Source organism: Pseudoflavonifractor phocaeensis, assembly GCF_016901955.1.
In the GTDB taxonomy this organism is placed as follows: domain Bacteria; phylum Bacillota; class Clostridia; order Oscillospirales; family Oscillospiraceae; genus Flavonifractor; species Flavonifractor phocaeensis_A.
The window spans coordinates 1-22,407 of record NZ_JACJLC010000012.1; the positions used below are offsets into that span (position 1 = coordinate 1).

Sequence of the window (22,407 nt, forward strand, 5' to 3'; positions counted from 1 at the left end):
CCCCCCTCCACGGTGAAAAAGCCGTGGCGCAGCTTTTCCAGGGCGGTGTGGGCCGAGGCTTTGGTGGCGATCTCCAGCACCAGGCCCAGCTCCTCCGGCTCCACCGGTTCCCCCCCCGACAGGGGGGCCTCCCCCGATGGCAGCACCGCCGTCATGGGCCGCCCCGCCCGCAGCCGCAGCTCCTCCGCCCGGGCCTGCTCCGCCGGGGGCAGGCCCTCCGCCCACCGCCGCAGCCGGGGGGGCAGCAGAGAGGCTGCCTGCAAATACCGCTTGTCCCCATGCCGATCCATGTGGTCACATCCTTCGCTTCCGTTTGCTCTAAGCCTATGAGGGCCCGTCCCCCTTTATGACCGCAAAAAAAGAGCCCGCCGCGTTTGCGGCAGGCTCCCCTGTCAGATCAGGAATTTTATCATTTTGCTCTCGTCGGCATAGCTGCCGTCGTCGTACTTCAAGGCCCGGAGGTTTTTTCCGGTCTCCCGGAATCCAAACCGTTCATACAGCCTTCTTGCCCGGTGATTCCCGTCCACAACCTCCAGCTCCACCTGCTCATAGCCCAGCCTTCCGGCAAGAAAGAGCGCGTACTCCAGCAGGGCCGAGCCGACGCCAAGACCCCACCATTCCTTCCGCAGGGCCACGGAAAAATCGCACCTGTGAGCGACGCGGCGCATACCACCCTTGGGCATGAGGGCGCAATTGCCCGCCAGGACCCCGTCCACCTCCGCCAGCATCATAAACGCCTGGGGGCGGTCCTTCATTTCCTCCAAAAGCTGTTCTTCCTCCTGGAGCGTAAAGGTGATCTCATCCTCATACCGGAGCAGGAAGGGCGTCTCGGCGCTGACCGCCCGGAAACAGGCCAGCATGGCCGCCCCGTCCTTCCCGTGGGCGGAGCGCAAAATGCAGGCCCGGCCATCCTTCAGTACCAGGGTCTTTTCTTCAAACGTCATTTTTCTGTCCTCTGCTGTGAGTTATTTTTTCTTCTCCTCCAGCACCAGCACCTCTTTCAGGTCGGACCGGCTCTTCAGCATGTCGATCATCTCCGCTTTCTCCTCCGGGTCGGCTCCCTGAGGGAGAGCGTACTCCTCGGTGCGGGCGAAATCCCGGGCCAGGCGTTTTTTCTGCTTCTCCAGCCAGACGCCCCCCTGCCCCTCAGGGTAGACCAGGGCCACCGTCCGGCGGTTGCGGCGCATCTGATTCACCCACAGCCGTTCCGGGTCGTGCTTGCGGAAGGCCAGCAGATAGATCAGCAGGCAGATAGCGATGAGGGCGGTGACAAAACCGAATACCTGAGATACCCGGATGGGGGTATTGAAAAAGTACAGGCTATCGGAGCGCAGGCCCTCGATAAAGCCACGGCCCATCCCGTACCAGGCAAAGTAGCTCAAAAAGATCTGTCCGTCAAATTTCCGCCATTTCCTGGCCACCAGGATCAGCAGGCACAGGCCCAGCAGGTTCCACAGGGATTCGTACAGGAAGGTGGGATGGACCTCCGCATACTGCCGCACTCCGTCCACATACTGGTAGACCCCCATCCGCCAGGGCAGATCGGTGGGGCCTCCATAGGCCTCAATGTTGACGAAGTTGCCCCACCGACCCACCATCTGGCCGATAAGCATCCCGAAGGAGCCCAGGTCGGCAAAGGCCAAAAACTTGATCTTGCGCACCTTGCAGAACACCAGCAGGGTGAGCACCGCGGCGATGACCCCGCCGTAGATGGCCAGACCGCCGTCCCAGATGCGCACCATGGCCCCAAAATCCAGGGAGCCGTCGGCCCGCCGGTAGAGGTCCAGGTAGAAGATAATGTAGTAGAGCCGGGCCCCGATGATGGACAGGGGCACGGCGAAGAAGAGCATGTCGATGATCTCGTCCTGGCGGATGCCGAACTGGGGGGCCTTGCGGGAGCAGTACACCACCGCCAGCAGGAAGCCGGCGGCGATGATGACTCCGTACCAATATACCGGCCAGCTGCCCAGCCGGAAGGCCACCCGGTTCAGCTCCAGCTCCAGGCCGAGGCCGGGAAAGGTGACGGTCCCCGTCATACGGATCCCTCCCCCGGCCGCACCACGGCCAGGCCGCACCGTTCCGGCGTCACCCACCGGCGGAGCAGGTCTTCCACGCGGGCCTGGGTGATGCTGTCGAACACCTCAGGGAAGCGGAGGAATTCCGCCCCGGCGAAGTGGCTCTGGGCCATGTTGATGCACAGATACTCAAAGGAGTTGAGCCCCCGGACCTTTGCCCCGTACATGCCCTTTTTCAGCCGGGAGAAGAGGGCGGGGTCAATGCCCTCCCGGGCCAGCCGGGCCCCCTCCTCCAGCACCGCGTCCCGCACGGCGGCGGGGTCCCTGCTCTCCCCGCCCGCCGCCATCAGAGCGCAGCCGGGATAGACCTCAAAGCCGTAGCCAAAATTCTTGTTGATGAGCCCCTGACTGTACAGCCTGGCGTACAGGGGACTGGAGCTGCCCAGCAGGGCCTCGCAGGCCAGCTCCCCTGCCAGCTCCTGGGCCATCCAGGCCTCCCCCCGCTGGGCGGGGTCGCACTTGAAGCCCAGCTGGAAAATTGGGGTGGACACCGCCATGGTCAGCTCCTTCTCCCCCTTGGCGGCCCGTGGCTCCTCCTCCCCGCCGTAGTCCCGGTCGATGTGGCCCAGGGACTGGACGGGCAGGATCTCCTTGGCCACGGCGCACACCCGCTCCGGGTCCACGTCCCCCGCCACGGTGAGCACCATGTTGGAGGGGTTGTAAAAAGCCTTGTGACAGGAGTAGAGGGTGCCGGCGGTGATGTGGGAGATGGACTCCTGGGTGCCGGCGATGGGCACCCGGATGGGATGGTGGTCGTACAGGCACTCCATCAGGGCATAGAACACCTGATTCTCCGGGTCGTCCTCCACCATGCGGATCTCCTGACCAATGATGCCCTGCTCCTTGTCCACGCTCTCTTGGGTGAACCAGGGCACCGACACGAAGGAGAGAAGGATGCGCAGGTTGTCAAAGAACTTCTCGGTGCTCTCAAAGTAATAGCCGGTGATGGCGGAGCTGGTGAAGGCGTTGGGAGAAGCCCCGTTGGCAGCCAGGTCCTGGAGGGCGTTGCCCTCCTTGGTGTCGAACATCTTGTGCTCCAGGAAGTGGGCCACCCCGGCCGGGGTATTCTTCCACCGGCCCTCCTGGAAAAAGCGCATGTCCATGCCCCCGTAGTTGGTGGCGAAAAAGGCGTAGCTCTTCTGAAAATCCCGGCGGCGGTCCACATAGATATGCAGGCCGTTTTCCAGGATCTCGTGGAACACGGTCTCCCCCAGCCGGGGATACTGCTTGCTTACCATAGGCTCAATCCCTGCCTTTCAGGAAATACACGGTGTCCAGCGTCAGGTCCTGGGCGGCCTGGATCACCTGCTGCCGGGTGACGGCCTCCACCCGCTCCACCATCTGGTCGGGACCGGCGGACAGACCGGCGGCGCTCTGACCAAGCCAGTAGTCCTCCAGGTGGCCCTGGGAATCCAGGGTAGTGCGCAGGGTGCTCACCACCGAGCGGCGGGCCCACTCCAGCTCGTCGTCGGAGAATTCCCCGGTCTGACAGCGGTAGAGCTGGGAGAGGATCTCGGCTTCCGCCTGGCCTACCTTGTCGAATTCCACACCGGAGGCTACCAGCATCACGTCCTTATATTTCATCAGCCCGGAGCTGGCGTAGTAGCACAGGCTCAGCTTCTCCCGCACGTTCATGAACAGCTTGGAGGTGGTGGTTCCGCCGTAGATGGCGTTGGCCAGCATGAGAGCGGGATAACCCTCGTCCCAGGCGTCGCAATGGGTGCGGAAGCCCATGGACAGCTTGCCCTGGGTCACGTCCAGGGCCTCCTCCACCCGGCGTGGAGGCTTGGGGGCGGTTCCCTTGGCCGGCCGGGCCAGGTCCATCCGGGTTCCGTCCCGGGGCAGACCGGCCAGCAACGGGGCAAAGGCGGCCTCCACCCGCTCCGGCTCCGCCGAGCCGCAGTAGTACAGCTCCACTCGGGCCAGCGTGAGCAGGCTCTGATAGGCTGTCCACAAGCTCTGAGGGGTGATGGCCTCCACGGCGGTCAGGCTGCCCAGCTTATCCACCCCGAAGGGCTCCCCTGCGCACATCTCCTCCACCACCCGCAGTTGGGCATACTGCCGCTTGTCGTTGACCTGGGCCTTGATGCGGTCGGTCAGGTTGGCCTTCTCCTGGCGGGTGTAGTCGGGGCAGAAGGCCCCGTCCTGAGTGTACGGCTGGAGCACCAGCTCGGCCATCAGGGCGGCGGCGGGCTCCAGCACCTTCTCCCCCTCCAGGGCATAGGCGTCGTCCAAAAAGCTGCCCATGAAGCCCACGCACTGAGTCTCCCCCTTTTTACGGATCATAGGCTCCAGGGAGCCGCCGTACAGCTCGTCCAGAGCGGCGGAGATGGACTCCAGATCGGGGTGCCGCAGGGAACCCCGGCGAAGCACCATGGGCGTCAGGGCGTGGAGGGCGGCCCGTTCATCCTTCAGGGGTGTGAGGAATTGTACGCCCAGCGTACAGGATTTGAATTTTTTCGTCTGCACCGCGGTGAGCCAGACGCCAGACTGCAACTGCGTCCTTGTGACCTTCATAGGCAGCGATCCGTCCTTTCTTGGTTACAACATAGCCTGCCACAATGGGCAAAGGGTATTCATCAAATTTGACTAGAGCTGACTGCGGTCCCGTAGCCAGCTGGGCAGGGAGCGCATCTTGATACTGGACACCAGGCCCATGGCGGCGTACATGGTGATAATAGAGGAGCCGCCGTAGCTGACGAAGGGGAGGGTGAGACCCACCACCGGGAAGATATACAGGCACATGCCCACATTGACACCCACCTGGGCGATGAGCATTCCGGCATATCCCATGGCGATGAAGGCGCTCTGGGGGGAGCAGGCCCGGCGGGACACCCAGATACACCGCAGGATGATGGCGGTGAGGATAGCCAGCAGCAGCACACAGCCCACCAGGCCGAACTCCTCCCCGCACACGGCGAAGATCTCGTCAGTCTCCCGGGCGGGCAGGCTGGACTCGCTGGTGCTCTGGGTCTGGATGCCCTGGAGGTAGCCCATGCCGGTAAGGCCGCCGCTGCCGATGGCCAGGATGCTGCGGGTCTGCTGCCACCCCCGGCCCAGAGTCTGCTCGGTGATCGTGTCCTGATTGCCGGTGAGATGGTCAATGACCACGGTGAACCGCTTCATATAGTACATATCCTTCACATGGGGCCAGATCAGCACCAGTCCAACGGCGCACACTACGATGGCCAGCAGGAACCACCGCTTTTTCACGCCCCCGGCCCAGGCCATGATGACGAAAATGAGCAGATAGGTCAGGCCCATGCCGAAGTCGCCCGAGGTCACCGCCACCACCCCGAACATGAACAGAGTATGCCCGGCGATCTGGAACACAGAAGTGGGCCGGCTGATCCCGCGCTCCTGCAAGCGGCTGATCTGTAGGGCCAGCAGCAGCACGAAGGTGAGCTTTGCCAGCTCGGCGGGCTGCAAATTGACGGGAAAGCCGGGAATGTGGAGCCAGCTGCGGTTTCCGTTGACCTCCACCCCCAGGGGGGTGCGCACCAGGGCGTTGATGACCAGGTTGAACACCAGCAGCCACTTCCAGAATTTATCCACGAACAGCTCGATGTCCACCGAGGACATGAGCATATAGATCACAACGCCCATGAGGATGGCTACCGTCTGCACGATCATGCAGCGGGCGGCATCCCCCGCGCCCAGATAGCGGGTGGCGCTGAAAATGAGCACCAGGCCGAAGCCGCTGGCCATCAGGCAGAGGGTCAGCAGCAGCCGGTCTCCCTGTTCAAAAAAGGCCCGCATGGAGTCTTTGATCCAGGACAACCGCCCACCTCCTTTTCATTTCTGCCCGGAGATCCGGACATGTGTCAAATTAGTTTACCATCTTTTTTGCGTTTGGTAAACAGGTGTGTTATAATCAGCTTGCCGAAAAAGTTTTTTGGGCAAGCTGATTGGTTTTTTTAAACTACAAAAAAGTTTTAAAAAACCTCTGACTGGCCGCGAAAGACAACCCTGACGGTTTTCTTTTACACTATCTTTCCCTCCAACCCCTGTGAGGGCCGGTTTTTTCGGCAACAAAATCTTCACGAAAACTTCACACTTCAAGAGGTGCTATATGGAAATTATAACCAATTCCTCGGCCGAGACCGAGGCTGTCGGGGCGGCGCTGGCGGAAGGGCTGGAGCCTGGGGCGGTGATCGCCTTTACCGGCGACCTGGGAGCGGGCAAGACCGCCTTTACCCGGGGGCTGGCCCGGGGCTTGGGGGTGGAGGAGCGGATCACCAGCCCCACCTTTACCATTGTCAATGAGTACGATGGGGGGCGGCTGCCCCTGTTCCACTTTGATATGTACCGCCTGGCCTCGGCGGAGGAGCTCTTCGACATCGGCTGGGAGGACTACCTGGCCCGGGGGGGCGTGTGTGCTGTGGAGTGGAGCGAAAATATCCAAGAGGCCCTGGAGGAAGGAACCATCCGGGTAGATATCCGCCGGGGGGACCACGACGACCAGAGGATCATCACCATTACGGGAGGGGTACAGCCATGAAGATACTTGCCCTGGAGTCCTCGGCGGTAGCCTGTTCGGCGGCCCTGTGCGAGGACGAGAAGCTTATCGCCCAGTCCTATCAGAACAACGGCCTCACCCACTCGGTGACCCTCATGCCCATGGCCACCTCCCTGCTGGCCAACTGTGGGGTGGGCCTGGAGGAGGTGGACGTCATCGCCGTGGCGGCGGGACCGGGCTCCTTCACCGGCCTGCGTATCGGGGTGGCCGCCGCCAAGGGCCTGGCCTGGACGGGGAATAAGCCTTGCGCCCCCTGCTCCACTCTGGAATCCATGGCCTGGAGCCTGGCCCACACCGGATTGGAGATCTGTGCCGTTATGGACGCCCGCCGCCAGCAGGTGTATAACGCCCGCTTTTCCAGCGACGGGAATACCATTGCCCGCCTCACCCCAGACCGGGCCATCTCCCTGGCCCAGCTGGGGGAGGAATTAAAAATCTGCGGAAAACCGCAATTGCTGGTTGGAGACGGCGGGGTTTTATGCTATACTACCCTCAAAGAGCTGGGGCTGGACGTCCGCCTGGCGCCCCCCCACCTGCAGTTTCAGAGCGCCTGGGGCGTTGCCCGGTGCGGTCTGGAGCTGGCTCGGCAGGGCCTGCTGACCGACGGGGCGGGCCTGGCACCCAACTACCATCGCCTCTCCCAGGCTGAACGGGAGCGGCTGGCAAAAGAACAAAGCAAAGGGGAATAGCGCCATGGAAATGGAAAAAGTACACATTCTGGACCACCCGCTCCTGCAGCACAAGCTGTCCATCCTCCGGGATGAGAACACCGGCGTCAAGGACTTCCGTCAGGTGGTCTCCGAGATCGCCACCCTCATGTGCTATGAGGCTACCCGGGACCTGCCCATGGAGGAAGTGGAAATCAAAACCCCCATCTGCACCGGAAAGTTCAAGACCATTGCCGGCAAGAAGCTGGCCATCGTACCCGTGCTGCGGGCCGGTCTGGGCATGGTGGACGGCATCCTGACCCTGATCCCCTCCGCCAAGGTGGGCCACATCGGCCTGTACCGGGACCCCGACACCCTGGAACCGGTGGAGTACTACTGCAAGATGCCCACCGATATCGCCGAGCGTGAGGTCATCATCCTGGATCCCATGCTGGCCACCGGCGGCTCCGCCTCCGCCGCCATCCAGTTCATCAAGAACTATGAGGTCAAGCACATCAAGCTGATGAACATCATCGCCGCTCCCGAGGGCATTGAGCGGGTCCATCATGACCACCCTGACGTGGACATCTACTGCGCCGCCCTGGACGAGAAGCTCAACGACCACGGCTATATCGTCCCCGGTCTGGGGGACGCCGGCGACCGGATCTTCGGCACCAAGTAAAAACGGCTGTAAAAAAATCCTCTTCCCCCCACGGGAAGAGGATTTTTTTACGGCTTGCGTAGGAGCGGCCTGTGGCCGCCCGGCGGAACGGGTCCCGCCCGCACGGATAAGACCGTATCGTCTGTGTAGGGGCGGGTCCCAGACCCGCCCGGCGTATCGTTTCCCGCCCCTACTCCTTCATCTGGGCCAGCCGCCAGCGCAGGCCGGAATACCGCCGCTGCTGGCGGTCGTTGGCGGTCATGCGGGCCACTACCTCATCGTCTCCCACCAGGATGAGCAGCTCCCGGGCCCGGGTGATGGCGGTATACAGCACTCCCCGGGTGAGCAGCATGGGTACTCCGTCGCTCACCGAAAGGATCACTGCCCGGTACTCGCTGCCCTGGGCCTTGTGGACGGTGATGGCATAGGCGGGCTCCAGTTCTACCAGCATCTCCGGGGTGTACTCCACCACCCGGCCCTCAAAATCCACGGTGACGGTCTGTTCCCGATTGTCCACCGAGATGATCTGGCCGATGTCCCCGTTGAACATGCCCAAGCCGCTGTCAGCCCCGTCCCGCCAAAGCACGTCGTAGTTGTTGCGCACCTGCATGACCCGGTCTCCCTGGCGAAACACGTACTCTCCGAACCGCCGCTCCGGCTTGTCCGGTCCCGGCGGGTTCACCGCCTCCTGGATGGCACGGTTCAGACTGGCAGTGCCCGCCACCCGCTTGCGGGTGGGAGAGAGCACCTGGATCTGGTCGGCGGGAATGCCCATATTGTCGGGCAGCCGGGTCTGGATCAGCTCGATGATGGTCTCCGCCGCCCTGGCCGGGTCCTTCCGCCGGAGGAAAAAGAAGTCCTTCTTGTTCGCCCGCAGGTCGGGCAGGATGCCCTGGTTCACCTGGTGGGCGTTGCGGACGATGGCGCTCTCCGCCGCCTGGCGGAAGATCTCCGTCAGACGCACCATAGGGATGGCCCCGGAGCGGATCAGGTCGGAAAACAGGTTGCCCGGTCCCACGCTGGGCAGCTGGTCCGGGTCCCCCACCAGGATGAGCCGGCAGCTGTCCCGCAGGGCGGACAACAGCCCCTGCATAAGCACGATGTCCACCATGGAGGTCTCGTCCACGATGACGGCGTCCGCCTTCAGGGGGTCGTCCTCCCCGTGGGAGAACACCAGCTTACCGGACCGAGGGTCATATTTCGTCTCCAGCAGCCGGTGGATGGTGTACCCCTCCGCCCCGCACAGCTCCCCCAGCCGCTTGGCCGCCCGGCCGGTGGGGGCCGCCAGAGCGGTTTCCAGTCCCAGCTGGTCAAAGAGGGCCAGCACCCCCCGGAGGGATGTGGTCTTGCCGGTACCCGGGCCGCCGGTGAGGAGCATCACCTGGCTGGTGGCCGCCAGGGCCACCGCCTCCCGCTGCTGGGGTGCGTATACGATGCCCTGCTCGGCCTGGATGCGGTCGATAAGCGCATCCAGTTGGTGGGGAGCCACCAGCTCCCCCCTGGCCATCTCGGTAAGCCGCCAGGCCACATACTGCTCGGCCTCGTACAGGTCGTGGAGGTAGATCCCCTCCTCCCCCGCCACCTGTTCCTGGATCACCTCGCCCCGCTCCAGCAGGGCCTCCAGGGCGTCCTCCAGCTCGTCGGTCTCCAGACCGATGAGCTGGGCGGTGGCGGGGAGCAGCTTCCGCCGGGGCAGGAAGGCATGACCGTTATCCAGATTGTAGGACAGCTCGTGGAGGAGAGCGGCCACCATCCGCTGGGGGTCGTCCCCCTCCATGCCCATGGACAGGGCCAGGGCGTCGGCGGTGGAGAACTCCACCCCCAGCTCTCCGTCCACCAGCAGGTAGGGATTGCCCCGGATGGTCTCCAGGGCCCGGTCCCCGAACCGGCGGTAGAGGGGCATGGCCAGCTGGAGAGGCACCTCATGCTCTCCCAGAAAGGCCAGCAGCCGCCGCATCCCCATCTGGGTGCGGAAATTCTCTCCGATAGTCAGGGCCTTTTTCCGGGTGATGCCCTTGATGCGGGTAAGCTGCTCCGGGTGCTCCTCCAGAATGGTGAGGGCCTCCTCCCCGAACTCCTCCACCATCCGCCGGGCGGTGGCCGCCCCGATGCCCCGGACGGCCCCGGAGGAGAGGTAGTCGAAAATGGCCTTGGCGCCGGCGGGCAGCCGCCGCTCCACCGCTTCGGCCTTGAACTGCTCTCCGTAGGAGGCGTGACGGCCCCAGGTCCCCTGGACGGAGATGCCCTCTCCGGGGGCCACCCCGGGCATGCAGCCCACCACCGTCACCAAAGCCCCGTCTCCCACGTCAAGACGGAGCACCGTGTAGCCGTTCTCCTCGTTCTGGTAGATCACGGCTGACACGGTGCCCTGGATGTAAGTCTGTTCCGTTTCCTGCATGGCCGCCCCTCCTTCGATTCAGGGATATCATACCATCTGGAACCGGTTTTGTCGAATGGTTTTCTAATGTGCCTGGGTCAGATAGGCCCCCAGCTGCCCTGCTGGGCAGAGCACCACGTCGGTGGCGTCGGCCAGCAGGGCGGCGGCCACCGCCTTCCCCGCCGGGTCCAGTCCTCCGTCGGCGATGACGATGGTACCCTGGAGCAGGCCGTTTTTCCGCAGCCAAAGCAGACCCTTCACCGTGTGCTCCAGCCCATCCCCTGTTCCCGACGCGGGGGTGACCGTATACACCGGACCGTCCCCCAGGCCGGGGGTCAGCAGCCTGCCCAGCAGCAGCCACCCCAGGCCCAGCAGACCCAGGGCGGACAGAAGGGCCAGGATCCCCTGTAACAGCTCATTCAAGCCCCTCACCTCCGCTCCATCCTATGCGGCGGAGGGAAAAAGGGACTCAGCCCCCCACGGTGGACACCACGACGCCGGTGGCAAAGGTCATGATAAGCCCGGCGGTGATCACCCCAAGGAAAATGGAGGGCAGGGCCTTCCGCAGGGGCATGTTCAGGAAGGAGGCCACCAGAGCCCCGGTCCAGGCCCCGGTGCCCGGCAGGGGGATGGCTACGAAGAGCCACAGTCCAATATACTTATACCGGGTCACCTTCTGGCCCTTCAGGTGGGCCTTCCGCTCCAGCTTGTCCACCACCTCGTTGAGCCTGGGGGACTTGCGGCGCATCCATAAAAAGATCCGCCGGATGTATACGATGATAAAGGGGATGGGCAGCATATTGCCAATGATGGCGGCCAGCAGAGCCTCCCCCAGCGGCAGGCCCAGGGCCGTGCCGAAGGGCACCCCGCCCCGCAGCTCGATGACGGGTACCATGGAAACCAGCATGGTAAACAGGACCTCTCCAAAATTGGTGGAGGTCAGCCACTGCAGCAGATCCAAATCAAACACCTCACAGTCTGATTTTTTATTATATCACAAGACCTGAGAAAAAACAGGCTTAAATTCATTTTTGTTAGACGGTACAAAATTCATTTTTGTTAGACGGTACAAGCCCTTGTCCCGTTCCCCTATCAGTGGTATAATATTTTGACTATTTTGGGAAGCGAGGTTTTTGACATGACCTACAAGGAAGAATTCATCACCTTCATGGTGCGCTCCGGCGTGCTTACCTTTGGAGATTTCACCACCAAATCCGGCCGCAAGACCCCCTACTTCATCAACACCGGCAACTACAAGACGGGCGCTCAGGCCGCCAAGCTGGGAGACTATTACGCCGCCTGCATCCAGGAGAACCTGCCCGAGGGCGTGACCTGCCTGTTTGGGCCCGCCTACAAGGGCATCCCCCTGGCGGTCACCGCCGCCGCCTCCCTCTACCGCAACTATGACCGTGACCTGCCCTACTGCTTCAACCGCAAGGAGGCCAAGGATCACGGCGAGGGCGGCTCCATGGTGGGCTACAAGCCCCAGGACGGGGACGATGTGGTCATCGTGGAGGATGTGGTCACCGCCGGCACTGCTGTCCGGGAGACCATTGAGCTCTTCAAGCATGTAGCCGACGTCCATATGAAGGCGCTTATCGTCTCCGTGGACCGGATGGAGCGGGGCACCAAGGATTGCTCTACCCTGGATGAGCTGCGGGAGGACTACGGCATTTCCGTCTACCCCATCGTCACCGTCAAGGAGATCATCGCCTTCCTCCACAACCGGGAGATCGACGGCAAGGTGTATATCGACGACGAGATGAAGGGCAAAATGGAGGCCTATCTGAAGGAGTACGGCGCCCGGTAACAGGCGGGATGATGTGGGCATCTCCCCTATGGTCGTTTTACTTGTACGGGGCGGATGCCCTCATCTTCCCGTCCCCATTTGGTTGAAAAAGGAGGCTCGGCCATGGGCGCTCACGACGGCCACCGCCAGCGGCTGAAAACTGAATTTCTGGTCCGGCCGGACTCCTTTCCCGACCACAAGCTGCTGGAGCTTCTGCTGTTCTACGCCAACCCCCGCAGCGACACCAATCCCCTGGCCCATGAGCTGATAGAACGGTTCGGCTCCCTGGCGGGGATTCTGGACGCCACCCCGGAGGAGCTGCAAAAGGTCAAGGGGGTGGGGGAGCACGCCGCCGTCCTCTTCAAGGCGGCCAAGGAGCTGGCGGGCCGCTACCTGGCCGCCCGCACCAGTATGGACGAGATCGCCCGGAACAGCAAGGACTACTACCAGATCCTCCGTCCCCACTTCTTCGGGGCCCGAAACGAGCAGGTCTGCCTGCTTTGCCTGGATGGCAAGCGCAAGGTACTGGGGGTACGCAAGCTGGGCGAGGGCAACGTCAACGCTGTCCATGTCACCACCCGCCTCATCGCCGAGGCCGCCCTTTCCCTTAACGCCTCCGCCGTGGTGCTGGCCCACAACCATGTGTCTGGCATCGCCCTCCCCTCGGACGACGACGTGGCCACCACCCGGAGCCTGGCCCCCTTTCTGGCCCGGATGGGGGTGGAGCTTTTGGACCACGTGATTTTCGTGGACGACGATATGGTATCCCTTCGGGACAGCGGATTTTATCAGCCCTAGGGCGGGGAAATTCCCCGCCCTTTTTTCTCCCCGGCAGTTGCATTAGAACATTTGTTTTGATACAATACCCTTACGAGGTGATGGTATGCCCAAGTTTGAAGTGGTCAGCGAATACAAGCCCGCCGGTGACCAGCCCCAGGCCATCGCCGCCCTGGCGGCGGGCATTGAAAACGGTTTGGACGAACAGACCCTGCTGGGGGTCACCGGCTCGGGCAAGACCTTCACCATGGCCAAGGTCATCGAGGCGGTGCAGCGGCCCACCCTGGTACTGGCCCACAACAAGACCCTGGCCGCCCAGCTGTGCGCCGAGTTCAAGGAGTTTTTCCCCCACAACGCGGTGGAATACTTCGTGTCCTACTACGACTACTACCAGCCCGAGGCCTACATCCCTCACACCGACACCTTTATCGAAAAGGACTCTGCCATCAACGAGGAGATTGACCGGCTGCGGCTGGCGGCCACCGCCTCCCTGATGGAACGGCGGGACGTGATCGTGGTGTCCTCGGTGTCCTGCATCTACGGGCTGGGCGAGCCGGAGGACTTTGCCAAGATGATGGTCTCTCTCCGGGTGGGGGCCACCCTGGAGCGGGACGAGCTGCTGCGCCGGCTGGTTGATATCCGCTACGAACGCAACGACATCGCCTTTGAGCGCAATATGTTTCGAGTCCGGGGGGATACGGTGGAGATCTTCCCAGCCTACTGGAAGGATTCCGCTATCCGGGTAGAGTTCTTTGGGGACGAGATCGACCGGATCTCCGAGATCAACGTGGTCACCGGCGCCCCCATCCGGCGGCTCACCACCATCCCCATCTGGCCCGCTACCCACTATGTCACCCCCAAGGAAAAGATGGATGCCGCCGTCCAGGAGATCTACAAGGAGCTGGAGGAGCGGGTGGCCTTCTTCGAGAAGGAGGGCAAGCTCATCGAGGCCCAGCGCATCAAGCAGCGCACCATGTACGACGTGGAGATGATGCAGGAGCTGGGCTACTGCACCGGCATCGAGAACTACTCCCGGGTCATCGAGGGCCGCCCCGCCGGGGCGCCCCCCCACACCCTGCTGGACTACTTCCCCAAGGATTTCGTCCTCTTTATTGACGAGAGCCACGTCACCCTCCCCCAGGTGCGGGCCATGTACAACGGCGACCGGGCCCGCAAGACCTCCCTGGTGGACTACGGCTTCCGCCTCCCCTGTGCCTTCGACAACCGGCCCCTGAAATTTGAGGAGTTCCAGACCCGGCTCAACCAGGTGGTGTACGTCTCCGCCACCCCCGGGGAGTACGAGCGGGAGCGCTCCGGACAGATCGTGGAGCAGGTGATCCGCCCCACCGGCCTGCTGGACCCCCGCATCGAGGTGCGGCCGGTGGAGGGCCAGATCGACGACCTCATCGGGGAGATCAACGACCGCACCACCCGCAAGGAGCGGATCCTGGTCACCACCCTCACCAAGAAGATGGCGGAGGACTTGACCGCCTATCTCACCAACGCGGGCATCAAGGTGCGCTATATGCACCACGATATCGACACCATCGAGCGCATGGAGATCATCCGGGACCTGCGGCTGGGCACCTTCGACGTGCTGGTGGGCATCAACCTGCTGCGAGAGGGCCTGGACCTGCCGGAGGTCTCCCTGGTGGCCATCCTGGACGCCGACAAGGAGGGCTTCCTCCGCTCCGAGACCTCTCTCATCCAGACCATCGGCCGGGCCGCCAGAAACGCCCAGGGCCTGGTGGTCATGTACGCCGATACCATCACCCCCTCCATGCGCCGGGCCATCGACGAGACCGAGCGCCGCCGGGCCAAACAGGACGCCTTCAACCAGGAGCATGGCATCGTGCCCAAGACGGTCATCAAGTCGGTCCGGGATGTCATTGACCTGTCGGAGGACAAGGGCGAGCTGCCCCACTCCAAAAAGGCCCTGTCCAAAAAGGAAAAAGAGGCCGCCATTGCCAAGCTGGAGAAAGAAATGCGGGAGGCCAGCAAGCGGTTGGAATTCGAGTACGCTGCTGTACTGCGGGATCGCATCATCGAGCTGCGGGGCCAGGGGTGATGGAGGGGCCCGCCCGCAGGCCCAACCGCCTGCCCAAATTCGATTACAGCCAGGCGGGGTATTATTTTGTGACCATATGTATCAGAGAGCAACGTCACACGTTTTGGACGTCCGTAGGGGCGACCTGTGGTCGCCCGCCCCTCTCTCCCATCGGTCAGATTGTTGAGAGGGAGCTGGTCGCTCTGGGTCATGCCTATCCCACGGTATATTTGGACAAATACGTCATTATGCCAAACCATTTGCATCTGATCATCCGTCTCGAGGCCCCGAAGGACGGGCGACCACAGGTCGCCCCTACACTCTCCCGGGTGGTCCAACAATTCAAGGGTGCTGTCACAAAGGCGGCTGGCTTTCCCATCTGGCAAAAATCCTTCCACGACCACATCATCCGCAATGAGCCCGACTATCTGCGCATCTGGCAATATATTGACACCAATCCCCTGAAATGGGAGCAGGACAGGTACTACACGCCCTCTGTTGACCATGCCCTGCAAGTCTGAAATGTGAGGTTTTTATCATGAAGTACGTCACTTTGGGCAAAACTGGTCTCAAGGCCGCCGTGGTATCCTTCGGCGGCATTCCCATCCAGCGCTCCGATGCCGCCAACACCAAGGCGGTCGTGGACAAGCTGGAGCAGTACGGCATGAACTACATTGACACCGCCCGGGGCTACACCGTGTCCGAGGAATACCTGGGGGCCGCCCTGGAGGGCCGCCGGGACAAGTTCATCCTGGCCACCAAGTCCATGGCCCGGGACAAGGAGTCCATGGCCCGGGACATCCAGACCAGCCTGAACAACCTGCGCACCGATCACATCGACGTCTACCAGATCCACAACCTGCCGGAAAAGCAGATCGACCAGGTCTTTGGCCCCGGCGGGGCATGGGAGGCCCTGGAGGAGGCCAAGGTCGCCGGGAAGGTGGGTCACCTGGGGGTCACCGCCCACAGCGCCGACGCTCTGGCCAAAATGGTGGAGCTCCACGGGGACAAGATCGAGACCGTTATGTTCCCCTACAACATCGTGGAGAACCAGGGGGTGGAGACCCTGCAAAAGGCCAAGGCCCTGGGCATTGCCACCATCGCCATGAAGCCCCTGGCCGGCGGCAACCTGGAGGACTGGGAACTGGCCCTGAAGTACATCGCCGCCTCCGGGCTCATGGACATCTCCATCCCCGGCATGGGCTCCCCCGAGGAGGTGGACCGCAACGCCGCCGCGGCCGAACATTTCGGCCCCCTGACCCAGGAGGACCTGGACAAGTGCGAGGCCATCCGCAAGGAACTGGGCACCCAGTTCTGCCGCCGGTGCGGCTACTGCGCCCCCTGCCCCAACGGCATCGACATCCCCCAGAACTTCCTCATGGCCAATTACGCCCGCCGGTACGGCCTGGCCGACTGGGCCAGGGCCCGGTACGACGCCATGCCCTACCACGCCGGCTCCTGCGTCCAGTGCGGGGCCTGCGAAAAGCGTTGCCCCTACCACCTGCCCATCCGGGACATGCTGATGGATGTGGCCAAGGTGTTCGGCCGCTGACATGGGCCGGTGGGACTTGGACTGGGGCGTGCTGCTGACCATCTATGCCCCCTTCCTGCTGGGGCTGGCGGCCTTCGCCCTGATCTGCCTGGCCGCCTGGCCCAGGCCGCCCAAGTGGGTGCGCCTGCCCGCCGGGGCGCTGGGCGCCGCCCTTCTGCTGTGGGCCCTGTGGCACTTCATATTCCGCCCCCTGTTCTGAACCCGGCCCGGCCGGGCCGATTGCCATTTCAAAGGAGAAACCGAACCTATGTTCGACCATATTTTTGTCAAAGGCGCCCGGGAGAACAACCTGAAGAACATCGACGTGGACATCCCCCGGGACAAGCTGGTGGTGCTCACCGGCCTGTCCGGCAGCGGCAAGTCCTCCCTGGCCTTTGATACCATTTACGCCGAGGGACAGCGCCGCTATGTGGAGTCCCTGTCCTCTTACGCCCGGATGTTTTTGGGGCAAATGGAGAAGCCCGACGTGGACTACATTGACGGCCTCTCCCCCGCCATCTCCATCGACCAGAAGACCACCTCCAAAAACCCCCGGTCCACCGTGGGCACCGTCACCGAGATCTACGACTACCTGCGGCTGCTGTGGGCCCGGGTGGGCACTCCCCACTGCCCCAAGTGCGGCAAGGAGATCCGACAGCAGACCATCGACCAGATCATCGACCAGGTGATGGCCCTCCCCGAGGCCACCCGCATCCAGGTGATGGCGCCGGTGGTCCGGGGCAAGAAGGGCACCCACCAGAAGATCTTCGAGGACGCCTGCAAGTCGGGTTACGTCCGCTGCCGGGCTGACGGCTCCCTTTACGACCTGTCCGAGACTATCGAGCTGGACAAGAACAAAAAGCATAACGTGGAGATCGTGGTGGACCGGCTGGTGATCCGGGAGGACATCGTCCGCCGCCTCACCGACAGCGTGGAGGTGGCCTCCGGCCTGGCCGGCGGCCTGGTGGTCATCAACATCGTGAACGAGGACCGGGATATCCTCTTTTCCCAAAACTATGCCTGCGAGGACTGCGGCATCTCCATTGAGGAGCTCTCTCCCCGGATGTTTTCCTTCAACAATCCCTTTGGAGCCTGCCCCACCTGCACCGGCCTGGGGGCCCAGCTGAAGGTGGATCCCGACCTTATCATCCCCAACAAGGACCTGTCCATTCTGGAGGGCGCCATCACCGCCTCGGGCTGGAACAACATCAAGGGGGACTCCATCTCCCGGATGTACTTTGACGCTCTGGCCAAACAATATAAGTTTAAACTCACCACTCCCGTCAAGGAGCTGCCGCCGGAGGTGGTAGATGTCATCCTCTATGGCACCAAAGGGGAAAAGCTCAAGCTGACCTACGACCGGGCCAACGGCCACGGCACCCTGATGCAGCCCTTCGAGGGCATCATCAACAACCTGGAGCGCCGCTATAAGGAGACTCAGTCCGATGCTATGCGCCGGGACCTGGAGGACTGCATGAGCCAGCGGCCCTGCCCCGACTGCGGCGGCAAGCGGCTGCGGAAGGAGGCCCTGGCGGTCACTGTGGGAGGGCTCAACATCGACGACTTCTGCCGGAAATCGGTGACTGATGCCCTGGACTTCATTAGCCGCCTGGAGCTTTCCGAGCAGAAAATGCTGATCGCTGACCGGATTTTGAAGGAGATCCGTAACCGGCTGGGCTTCCTCCAGAGCGTGGGCCTGCAATACCTCACCCTGAGCCGGGCGGCGGCCACCCTGTCCGGCGGCGAGAGCCAGCGTATCCGGCTGGCCACCCAGATCGGCTCCTCCCTGATGGGAGTGCTCTATATCCTGGACGAGCCCTCCATCGGCCTCCATCAGCGGGACAACGACAAGCTGCTGGCCACCCTGAAGCACCTGAGGGATTTGGGCAACACCCTGCTGGTGGTGGAGCACGACGAGGACACTATGCGGCAGGCCGACTATATCGTGGACATTGGCCCCGGCGCCGGGGTCCACGGGGGCCAGGTGGTGGCCTGCGGCACCTGCCAGGAGATCATGGATACCCCCGGCTCGGTCACTGGAGATTACCTCTCCGGCCGGAAGAAGATCCCCGTTCCTACGGAGCGACGGGTGGGCAACGGCCAATTTCTCACCATCCGGGGGGCGGCCGAGAATAACCTGCAAAATGTGGACGTGTCCATCCCTCTGGGCACCTTTACCTGCGTCACCGGCGTGTCCGGCAGCGGAAAATCCTCCCTGGTCAACGAGATCCTGTACAAGCGGCTGGCCTGCGACCTGAACCGGGCCAAGACCCGGGCGGGCAGGCACCAGGCGGTGGAGGGGGAGGAATTTCTGGACAAGGTCATCGCCATCGACCAGTCCCCCATCGGCCGCACTCCCCGGTCCAACCCGGCCACCTACACCGGACTGTTCAACGACATCCGGGACCTGTTTGCCTCCACCCCTGATGCCAAGGCCAGGGGCTATGGCCCCGGCCGGTTCTCCTTCAACGTCCGGGGAGGGCGGTGTGAGGCCTGCCAGGGGGACGGCCTCCTTAAAATCGAAATGCACTTTCTGCCCGACATCTACGTGCCCTGCGAGGTGTGCAAGGGCAAGCGGTACAACCGGGAGACCCTGGAGGTGCGCTACAAGGGCAAGAACATCTACGAGGTGCTGGATATGACGGTGGAGGAGGCCCTCCCCTTCTTCGAACACCTGCCCAAGCTGTACAACAAGCTACAGACCCTGTACGAGGTGGGCCTGAGCTATGTAAAGCTGGGACAGCCCTCCACCGAGCTGTCCGGCGGCGAGGCCCAGCGGGTCAAGCTGGCTACCGAGTTGGCCAAGCGGTCCACCGGCAAGACCATCTATATCCTGGATGAGCCTACCACCGGCCTGCACACCGCCGACGTCCACAAGCTCATCGAGGTGCTCCAGAAGCTGGTGGAAGCGGGAAACACGGTGGTGGTCATCGAGCACAACCTGGACGTGATCAAGACCGCCGATCACATCATCGACCTGGGCCCCGAGGGGGGCAGCGGCGGCGGGAGCATCGTGGCCACTGGCACCCCGGAGGAGGTGGCCTCCTGCCCGGCCAGCTACACCGGCCAGTACCTGAAACGGATGCTGGAGCGGGATCAGGGCTGAGAGATATCTGATGAACAGCACTCAAAAAGGGGCTGCCGCGCATCGCGGCAGCCCCTTCCCATTACCCTTTTTTCCGTCCGCTGACGGTCTCCAGATCCACCCGCCACACCGAGGTGCGGGCCAGGTGGGTCTCGATGACCTCCTCCACCCGCTCCGGGGCATCTGGGGCATACCGGCGGCAGATGGCCCGCAGGGCCTCCCGTTTTTCTTCCGGGTCGGTGACCTCTGCGGCGGTGCCCCGGGCCACGGCGCTGGTGAACAGGGTCTCATATGCCTCCTGCACCACCCGCTGGTCTCCCACGGCGGTCAGGCAGACCTGGGGCTGACAGCGCAGACAGTCCAGCTTTTCTCCGGCCAGACGGCTGTGGAAATAGATTATGTTCCCTACCAGCACGCCGTTGATGGGCACGCAATAGGGCAGGCCCGCCCCATCGGTCATAGCCAGCACCTGATAGGGGCTGGCCTCCAGGGCCTTCACTCCCAGGTCTCTGTTTTCATCCCGTTTCATATCCATCCTCCTGACAAAATGGGGCCCGCCGGCGGCGGGCCCCAGATTTATTTGATGCGCAGCACGGTGGCCTTGGCCAGGGAGATTTCCATCTGGCTCCAGTCGCCGCCGCTGTTGTTGGCGGTGTAGGTCAACTGGCTGACCCCGTCCTTCCGGTGGGCCGCCAGCCCGCAGCAGGACAGATAGACCATACGACTCCGGAGGAAATTCCCGTCCTCCATGGCGGTCCGCTCCTTTTCCCGGAGTACCCCGTAGGTCACACCGTCGGCCATGACGGTCTGCCAGGTGAAGTCGGGATCCTCCCCGTGGTCGGAGTAGCCCAGGGCCCGCAGCAGGAAGGTCATGTACTCCCCGGCCGAGATGGTGGCGTTGGGCGAAAAGTACATGGTGCCGTCTGCGGCAGTGCCGGTGCCAGTGGTGTACCCCTTTTCATAGGCGTAGGCCACGTACCGGTCCGCCCAGGAGGGGACGTCCGCGAAGGGATTGGGAGCCACGCTCTGGAGGGCGGCCCGCTCCTCCCCCAGCAGACGGATAAACATAACCAGCCCTTCGATGCGCATGGAGGTGCGCTCCAGCTCGTAGCCCGAGCCATAGGACACTCCGGTGCCCTGGAGCAGGCCCATCTCCGCCAGGGCATCCGCCATGGCGTTGTAGTCTACCCCGCTGCCTCCGGTGACGGTGTACTCCCCCTCCAGGGCAAGCACCGCCGTGTCGGAGTTGACGGTAAGCCGCAGGGAGGTATTCTCCCCCGCCAGCACTCGGTGGTTGGCGGGGAGTAAGGTTCCGGCGGTCAGGGTCTGGCCCGCTGTGGTATCGATCACCGCATTACCCGTAAAGGCGATCTGCACATCCCCCGCCAGCAGCATGGCCCCCGAGCCGGAGGTGAGCAGCACCGTGTCTCCCTTTTTGTACCGGTCTTCCAGCAGTCCGACGGAGCCGCCGCTCTCCTGGCTGCCCGCCTGGGCCAGATAGGTCTGGTGCTTCTGGTTTAGCTTCTGGTTTAGGCTGGATAGAGCGGAATCATAGGCAGGCTGGGTCAGGGTATCGATCCGGTCCTCCGCTTGGTCCAGAGCCTGCTGGGTAAAGGTGCCGGTGAGATAGCTTTTGGAGACAAGGGACTGGTCGGCGGCCACCACCGCCCCCATTCCCGCCAGGATAGCTCCCGCCAAAACGAAAACTGCCGCTTTCTTCATGCGTCCTCCGAGATCATATAGCTCAGCGCCAACAGGCTGTCGGCAAAATGTACGTTTTCAATGATTACCCCGGGCTCCTTCAGGTTGAGCTCGGTGTTGGTAAAGTTCCAGATCCCCTTAACACCAGCCCGCACCAGCCGGGCGGCGATGGGATTGGCCACCCCCCTGGGCACCGTCAGCACCCCGATGCTGGCGGGGTGGGCGGCCAGGTACTCCTCCAGCTTGTCTACATGATACACCGGTACTCCGCCTCGTTCCTGGCCCACCACGTCAGGGGACACGTCGAAGGCGGCCGCCAGAGCCACTCCGGAGCGGTCAAAGTGGAAGTTCTCCATCAGGGCCCGGCCCAGATTACCCGCTCCCAGAATGATGGCGGTGTGGCCCTTGTTCATGCCCAGAATGTCAGCGATCTCCCCCCGCAGGTTGTCCACGTTATATCCGTAGCCCTGCTGGCCGAATTCCCCGAAGCAGGACAGATCCTGACGGATCTGGGAGGCGGTGAGTCCCATGGATTTGCCCAGGGCGCTGGAGGAAATGCGCTCCACGCCGGTGAGGTGGAGATCTGTCAGGTGCCGGAAATACCGGGGCAGCCGCCGGATCACCGCGCTGGATACCTTTTGCTTTTTCATATCTATCACCCTCGTTTCAGAGGTAGTAGTTTTAAAACGCTACTTAGTAGTTTACTCTAAACCCGGGAATATGTCAACGCCCGGCGGGCATTTCCGCCGCACCTTTCCCCCGCCTCGGGCATAGGCTGGATGGAAAGGAGGAATGCGTTTTGGCCTCGTATGGAACCATTTTGACCCGTGTCTATACCTCCCGGGCCCAGATCCCGGTAGCGGGGGCCACGGTGGCATTTACGCAGCGGAGACAGGACGGCCGTCACAGCCTGCTGGCGGTACGGACCACCGATCAGAACGGCCGCACCGCTCAGGTTCAGGTGCCCACCCCCGATCCTGCGGCCAGTGAGTTCCCCGGTACCTTGGCTCCCTTCGCGGTGTGCGATATCTGGGTGGAAGCTCCCGGCTACGCCCTGCTGCTGGTGGAGGACGTGCAGATCTTCCCCGACACCCAGACCCTCCAGCTCCTCCCCCTGGTGCCCCTTCAGGAACAGGAGGACAACACCCTGCCGGAAACGCCGGTTGTCATCCCGCCCCAGAATCTGTAAAGGAGGCGC

General features: G+C 62.9%; 22 protein-coding genes and 1 pseudogene. 11 read left to right on the forward strand and 12 right to left on the reverse strand.

Annotation, left to right across the window (positions count from 1 at the left end):
- From H6B51_RS04310 to H6B51_RS04335, 6 genes and pseudogenes are all read right to left on the reverse strand, one after another.
- Positions 1 to 290 (reverse strand): annotated as a pseudogene (locus tag H6B51_RS04310) (stage III sporulation protein AB); the annotation flags it as partial.
- 102 nt (positions 291 to 392) lie between these two features.
- On the reverse strand, positions 393 to 944 hold the full coding sequence (locus H6B51_RS04315) for a GNAT family N-acetyltransferase (RefSeq protein ID WP_204882512.1): 552 nt from the start codon (positions 942 to 944) through the stop codon (positions 393 to 395).
- A gap of 21 nt (positions 945 to 965) precedes the next feature.
- Positions 966 to 2,036, reverse strand: a complete 1,071-nt coding sequence (lgt, locus tag H6B51_RS04320; protein WP_204882513.1) for a prolipoprotein diacylglyceryl transferase — start codon at positions 2,034 to 2,036, stop codon at positions 966 to 968.
- On the reverse strand, positions 2,033 to 3,313 hold the full coding sequence (yfmH, locus tag H6B51_RS04325; RefSeq protein WP_204882514.1) for an EF-P 5-aminopentanol modification-associated protein YfmH: 1,281 nt from the start codon (positions 3,311 to 3,313) through the stop codon (positions 2,033 to 2,035). Before yfmH ends, lgt begins: the two co-directional genes overlap by 4 nt.
- 4 nt (positions 3,314 to 3,317) lie before the next feature.
- Positions 3,318 to 4,592: an EF-P 5-aminopentanol modification-associated protein YfmF gene (gene yfmF / locus H6B51_RS04330; RefSeq protein WP_204882515.1), complete on the reverse strand. Its 1,275-nt coding sequence runs from the start codon at positions 4,590 to 4,592 to the stop codon at positions 3,318 to 3,320.
- Between the two features lie 72 nt (positions 4,593 to 4,664).
- Positions 4,665 to 5,855 carry an FtsW/RodA/SpoVE family cell cycle protein gene (locus tag H6B51_RS04335; RefSeq protein ID WP_204882516.1) on the reverse strand — a complete coding sequence of 397 codons (1,191 nt, stop codon included), beginning with the start codon at positions 5,853 to 5,855 and terminating at the stop codon, positions 4,665 to 4,667.
- A 292-nt stretch (positions 5,856 to 6,147) separates the two neighbouring features.
- Between H6B51_RS04335 and tsaE the strand changes: the two genes are divergently transcribed.
- Genes tsaE through upp form a run of 3 tightly spaced genes read left to right on the forward strand, consistent with a single transcriptional unit; the run spans position 6,148 to position 7,923 of the window.
- Positions 6,148 to 6,576, forward strand: a complete 429-nt coding sequence (tsaE, locus tag H6B51_RS04340; RefSeq protein ID WP_204882517.1) for a tRNA (adenosine(37)-N6)-threonylcarbamoyltransferase complex ATPase subunit type 1 TsaE — start codon at positions 6,148 to 6,150, stop codon at positions 6,574 to 6,576.
- A complete protein-coding gene (gene tsaB / locus H6B51_RS04345) occupies positions 6,573 to 7,283 on the forward strand; it encodes a tRNA (adenosine(37)-N6)-threonylcarbamoyltransferase complex dimerization subunit type 1 TsaB (RefSeq protein ID WP_204882518.1) in 711 nt (236 codons plus the stop codon). Before tsaE ends, tsaB begins: the two co-directional genes overlap by 4 nt.
- Positions 7,284 to 7,293: 10 nt before the next feature.
- A complete protein-coding gene (gene upp / locus H6B51_RS04350; protein ID WP_204882568.1) occupies positions 7,294 to 7,923 on the forward strand; it encodes a uracil phosphoribosyltransferase in 630 nt (209 codons plus the stop codon).
- A 169-nt stretch (positions 7,924 to 8,092) separates the two neighbouring features.
- Here the strand turns inward: upp and recD2 are convergent, their stop codons facing one another.
- From recD2 to H6B51_RS04365, 3 genes are all read right to left on the reverse strand, one after another.
- Positions 8,093 to 10,300, reverse strand: coding sequence for an SF1B family DNA helicase RecD2 (gene recD2 / locus H6B51_RS04355; protein ID WP_204882519.1), 2,208 nt, complete (start codon positions 10,298 to 10,300; stop codon positions 8,093 to 8,095).
- Between the two features lie 63 nt (positions 10,301 to 10,363).
- On the reverse strand, positions 10,364 to 10,702 hold the full coding sequence (locus H6B51_RS04360) for a hypothetical protein (protein ID WP_204882520.1): 339 nt from the start codon (positions 10,700 to 10,702) through the stop codon (positions 10,364 to 10,366).
- 46 nt (positions 10,703 to 10,748) lie between these two features.
- Positions 10,749 to 11,240 (reverse strand): COG2426 family protein, encoded by a 492-nt coding sequence (locus H6B51_RS04365; RefSeq protein WP_243421132.1) that lies wholly within the window; start codon positions 11,238 to 11,240, stop codon positions 10,749 to 10,751.
- Positions 11,241 to 11,417: 177 nt separating this feature from the next.
- On the opposite strand from H6B51_RS04365, the gene pyrE reads away from it, so the two are divergent.
- The 7 genes from pyrE to uvrA all read left to right on the forward strand — a co-directional run bounded on the left by pyrE (position 11,418) and on the right by uvrA (position 19,529).
- On the forward strand, positions 11,418 to 12,089 hold the full coding sequence (gene pyrE, locus H6B51_RS04370; RefSeq protein WP_204882521.1) for an orotate phosphoribosyltransferase: 672 nt from the start codon (positions 11,418 to 11,420) through the stop codon (positions 12,087 to 12,089).
- A 102-nt stretch (positions 12,090 to 12,191) separates the two neighbouring features.
- Positions 12,192 to 12,866: a JAB domain-containing protein gene (locus H6B51_RS04375; RefSeq protein ID WP_204882522.1), complete on the forward strand. Its 675-nt coding sequence runs from the start codon at positions 12,192 to 12,194 to the stop codon at positions 12,864 to 12,866.
- 85 nt (positions 12,867 to 12,951) lie between these two features.
- Positions 12,952 to 14,913 (forward strand): excinuclease ABC subunit UvrB, encoded by a 1,962-nt coding sequence (uvrB, locus tag H6B51_RS04380; RefSeq protein WP_204882523.1) that lies wholly within the window; start codon positions 12,952 to 12,954, stop codon positions 14,911 to 14,913.
- Complete coding sequence (locus H6B51_RS04385) at positions 14,913 to 15,413, forward strand: transposase (RefSeq protein ID WP_204882524.1); 501 nt, start codon at positions 14,913 to 14,915, stop codon at positions 15,411 to 15,413. Before uvrB ends, H6B51_RS04385 begins: the two co-directional genes overlap by 1 nt.
- Positions 15,414 to 15,430: 17 nt before the next feature.
- On the forward strand, positions 15,431 to 16,444 hold the full coding sequence (locus H6B51_RS04390) for an aldo/keto reductase (protein ID WP_204882525.1): 1,014 nt from the start codon (positions 15,431 to 15,433) through the stop codon (positions 16,442 to 16,444).
- Position 16,445: 1 nt separating this feature from the next.
- Positions 16,446 to 16,643: a hypothetical protein gene (locus tag H6B51_RS04395; protein WP_204882526.1), complete on the forward strand. Its 198-nt coding sequence runs from the start codon at positions 16,446 to 16,448 to the stop codon at positions 16,641 to 16,643.
- Between the two features lie 48 nt (positions 16,644 to 16,691).
- Positions 16,692 to 19,529 carry an excinuclease ABC subunit UvrA gene (uvrA, locus tag H6B51_RS04400; protein ID WP_204882527.1) on the forward strand — a complete coding sequence of 946 codons (2,838 nt, stop codon included), beginning with the start codon at positions 16,692 to 16,694 and terminating at the stop codon, positions 19,527 to 19,529.
- A gap of 61 nt (positions 19,530 to 19,590) precedes the next feature.
- On the opposite strand, the gene H6B51_RS04405 is transcribed toward uvrA, so the two are convergent.
- Genes H6B51_RS04405 through H6B51_RS04415 form a run of 3 tightly spaced genes read right to left on the reverse strand, consistent with a single transcriptional unit; the run spans position 19,591 to position 21,859 of the window.
- Positions 19,591 to 20,037, reverse strand: coding sequence for a pyridoxamine 5'-phosphate oxidase family protein (locus H6B51_RS04405; RefSeq protein WP_204882528.1), 447 nt, complete (start codon positions 20,035 to 20,037; stop codon positions 19,591 to 19,593).
- 47 nt (positions 20,038 to 20,084) lie between these two features.
- Positions 20,085 to 21,230, reverse strand: coding sequence for an S-layer homology domain-containing protein (locus tag H6B51_RS04410; protein WP_204882529.1), 1,146 nt, complete (start codon positions 21,228 to 21,230; stop codon positions 20,085 to 20,087).
- Positions 21,227 to 21,859: a redox-sensing transcriptional repressor Rex gene (locus H6B51_RS04415; RefSeq protein ID WP_204882530.1), complete on the reverse strand. Its 633-nt coding sequence runs from the start codon at positions 21,857 to 21,859 to the stop codon at positions 21,227 to 21,229. Before H6B51_RS04415 ends, H6B51_RS04410 begins: the two co-directional genes overlap by 4 nt.
- A gap of 149 nt (positions 21,860 to 22,008) precedes the next feature.
- Between H6B51_RS04415 and H6B51_RS04420 the strand changes: the two genes are divergently transcribed.
- Positions 22,009 to 22,398, forward strand: coding sequence for a spore cortex-lytic protein (locus tag H6B51_RS04420; protein WP_204882531.1), 390 nt, complete (start codon positions 22,009 to 22,011; stop codon positions 22,396 to 22,398).
- Positions 22,399 to 22,407: the final 9 nt, after the last annotated feature.

Coding starts and splice junctions, on each gene's coding strand:
- H6B51_RS04315 (WP_204882512.1), bottom strand. CDS start 944: ATGACGTTTGAAGAAAAGACCCTGGTACTGAAGGATGGCCGGGCCTGC.
- H6B51_RS04415 (WP_204882530.1), bottom strand. CDS start 21,859: ATGAAAAAGCAAAAGGTATCCAGCGCGGTGATCCGGCGGCTGCCCCGG.
- H6B51_RS04385 (WP_204882524.1), top strand. CDS start 14,913: ATGGAGGGGCCCGCCCGCAGGCCCAACCGCCTGCCCAAATTCGATTAC.
- H6B51_RS04390 (WP_204882525.1), top strand. CDS start 15,431: ATGAAGTACGTCACTTTGGGCAAAACTGGTCTCAAGGCCGCCGTGGTA.
- upp (WP_204882568.1), top strand. CDS start 7,294: ATGGAAAAAGTACACATTCTGGACCACCCGCTCCTGCAGCACAAGCTG.
- H6B51_RS04395 (WP_204882526.1), top strand. CDS start 16,446: ATGGGCCGGTGGGACTTGGACTGGGGCGTGCTGCTGACCATCTATGCC.
- uvrB (WP_204882523.1), top strand. CDS start 12,952: ATGCCCAAGTTTGAAGTGGTCAGCGAATACAAGCCCGCCGGTGACCAG.
- pyrE (WP_204882521.1), top strand. CDS start 11,418: ATGACCTACAAGGAAGAATTCATCACCTTCATGGTGCGCTCCGGCGTG.
- tsaB (WP_204882518.1), top strand. CDS start 6,573: ATGAAGATACTTGCCCTGGAGTCCTCGGCGGTAGCCTGTTCGGCGGCC.
- lgt (WP_204882513.1), bottom strand. CDS start 2,036: ATGACGGGGACCGTCACCTTTCCCGGCCTCGGCCTGGAGCTGGAGCTG.
- H6B51_RS04405 (WP_204882528.1), bottom strand. CDS start 20,037: ATGAAACGGGATGAAAACAGAGACCTGGGAGTGAAGGCCCTGGAGGCC.
- H6B51_RS04410 (WP_204882529.1), bottom strand. CDS start 21,230: ATGAAGAAAGCGGCAGTTTTCGTTTTGGCGGGAGCTATCCTGGCGGGA.
- yfmF (WP_204882515.1), bottom strand. CDS start 4,592: ATGAAGGTCACAAGGACGCAGTTGCAGTCTGGCGTCTGGCTCACCGCG.
- uvrA (WP_204882527.1), top strand. CDS start 16,692: ATGTTCGACCATATTTTTGTCAAAGGCGCCCGGGAGAACAACCTGAAG.
- tsaE (WP_204882517.1), top strand. CDS start 6,148: ATGGAAATTATAACCAATTCCTCGGCCGAGACCGAGGCTGTCGGGGCG.
- recD2 (WP_204882519.1), bottom strand. CDS start 10,300: ATGCAGGAAACGGAACAGACTTACATCCAGGGCACCGTGTCAGCCGTG.
- yfmH (WP_204882514.1), bottom strand. CDS start 3,313: ATGGTAAGCAAGCAGTATCCCCGGCTGGGGGAGACCGTGTTCCACGAG.
- H6B51_RS04375 (WP_204882522.1), top strand. CDS start 12,192: ATGGGCGCTCACGACGGCCACCGCCAGCGGCTGAAAACTGAATTTCTG.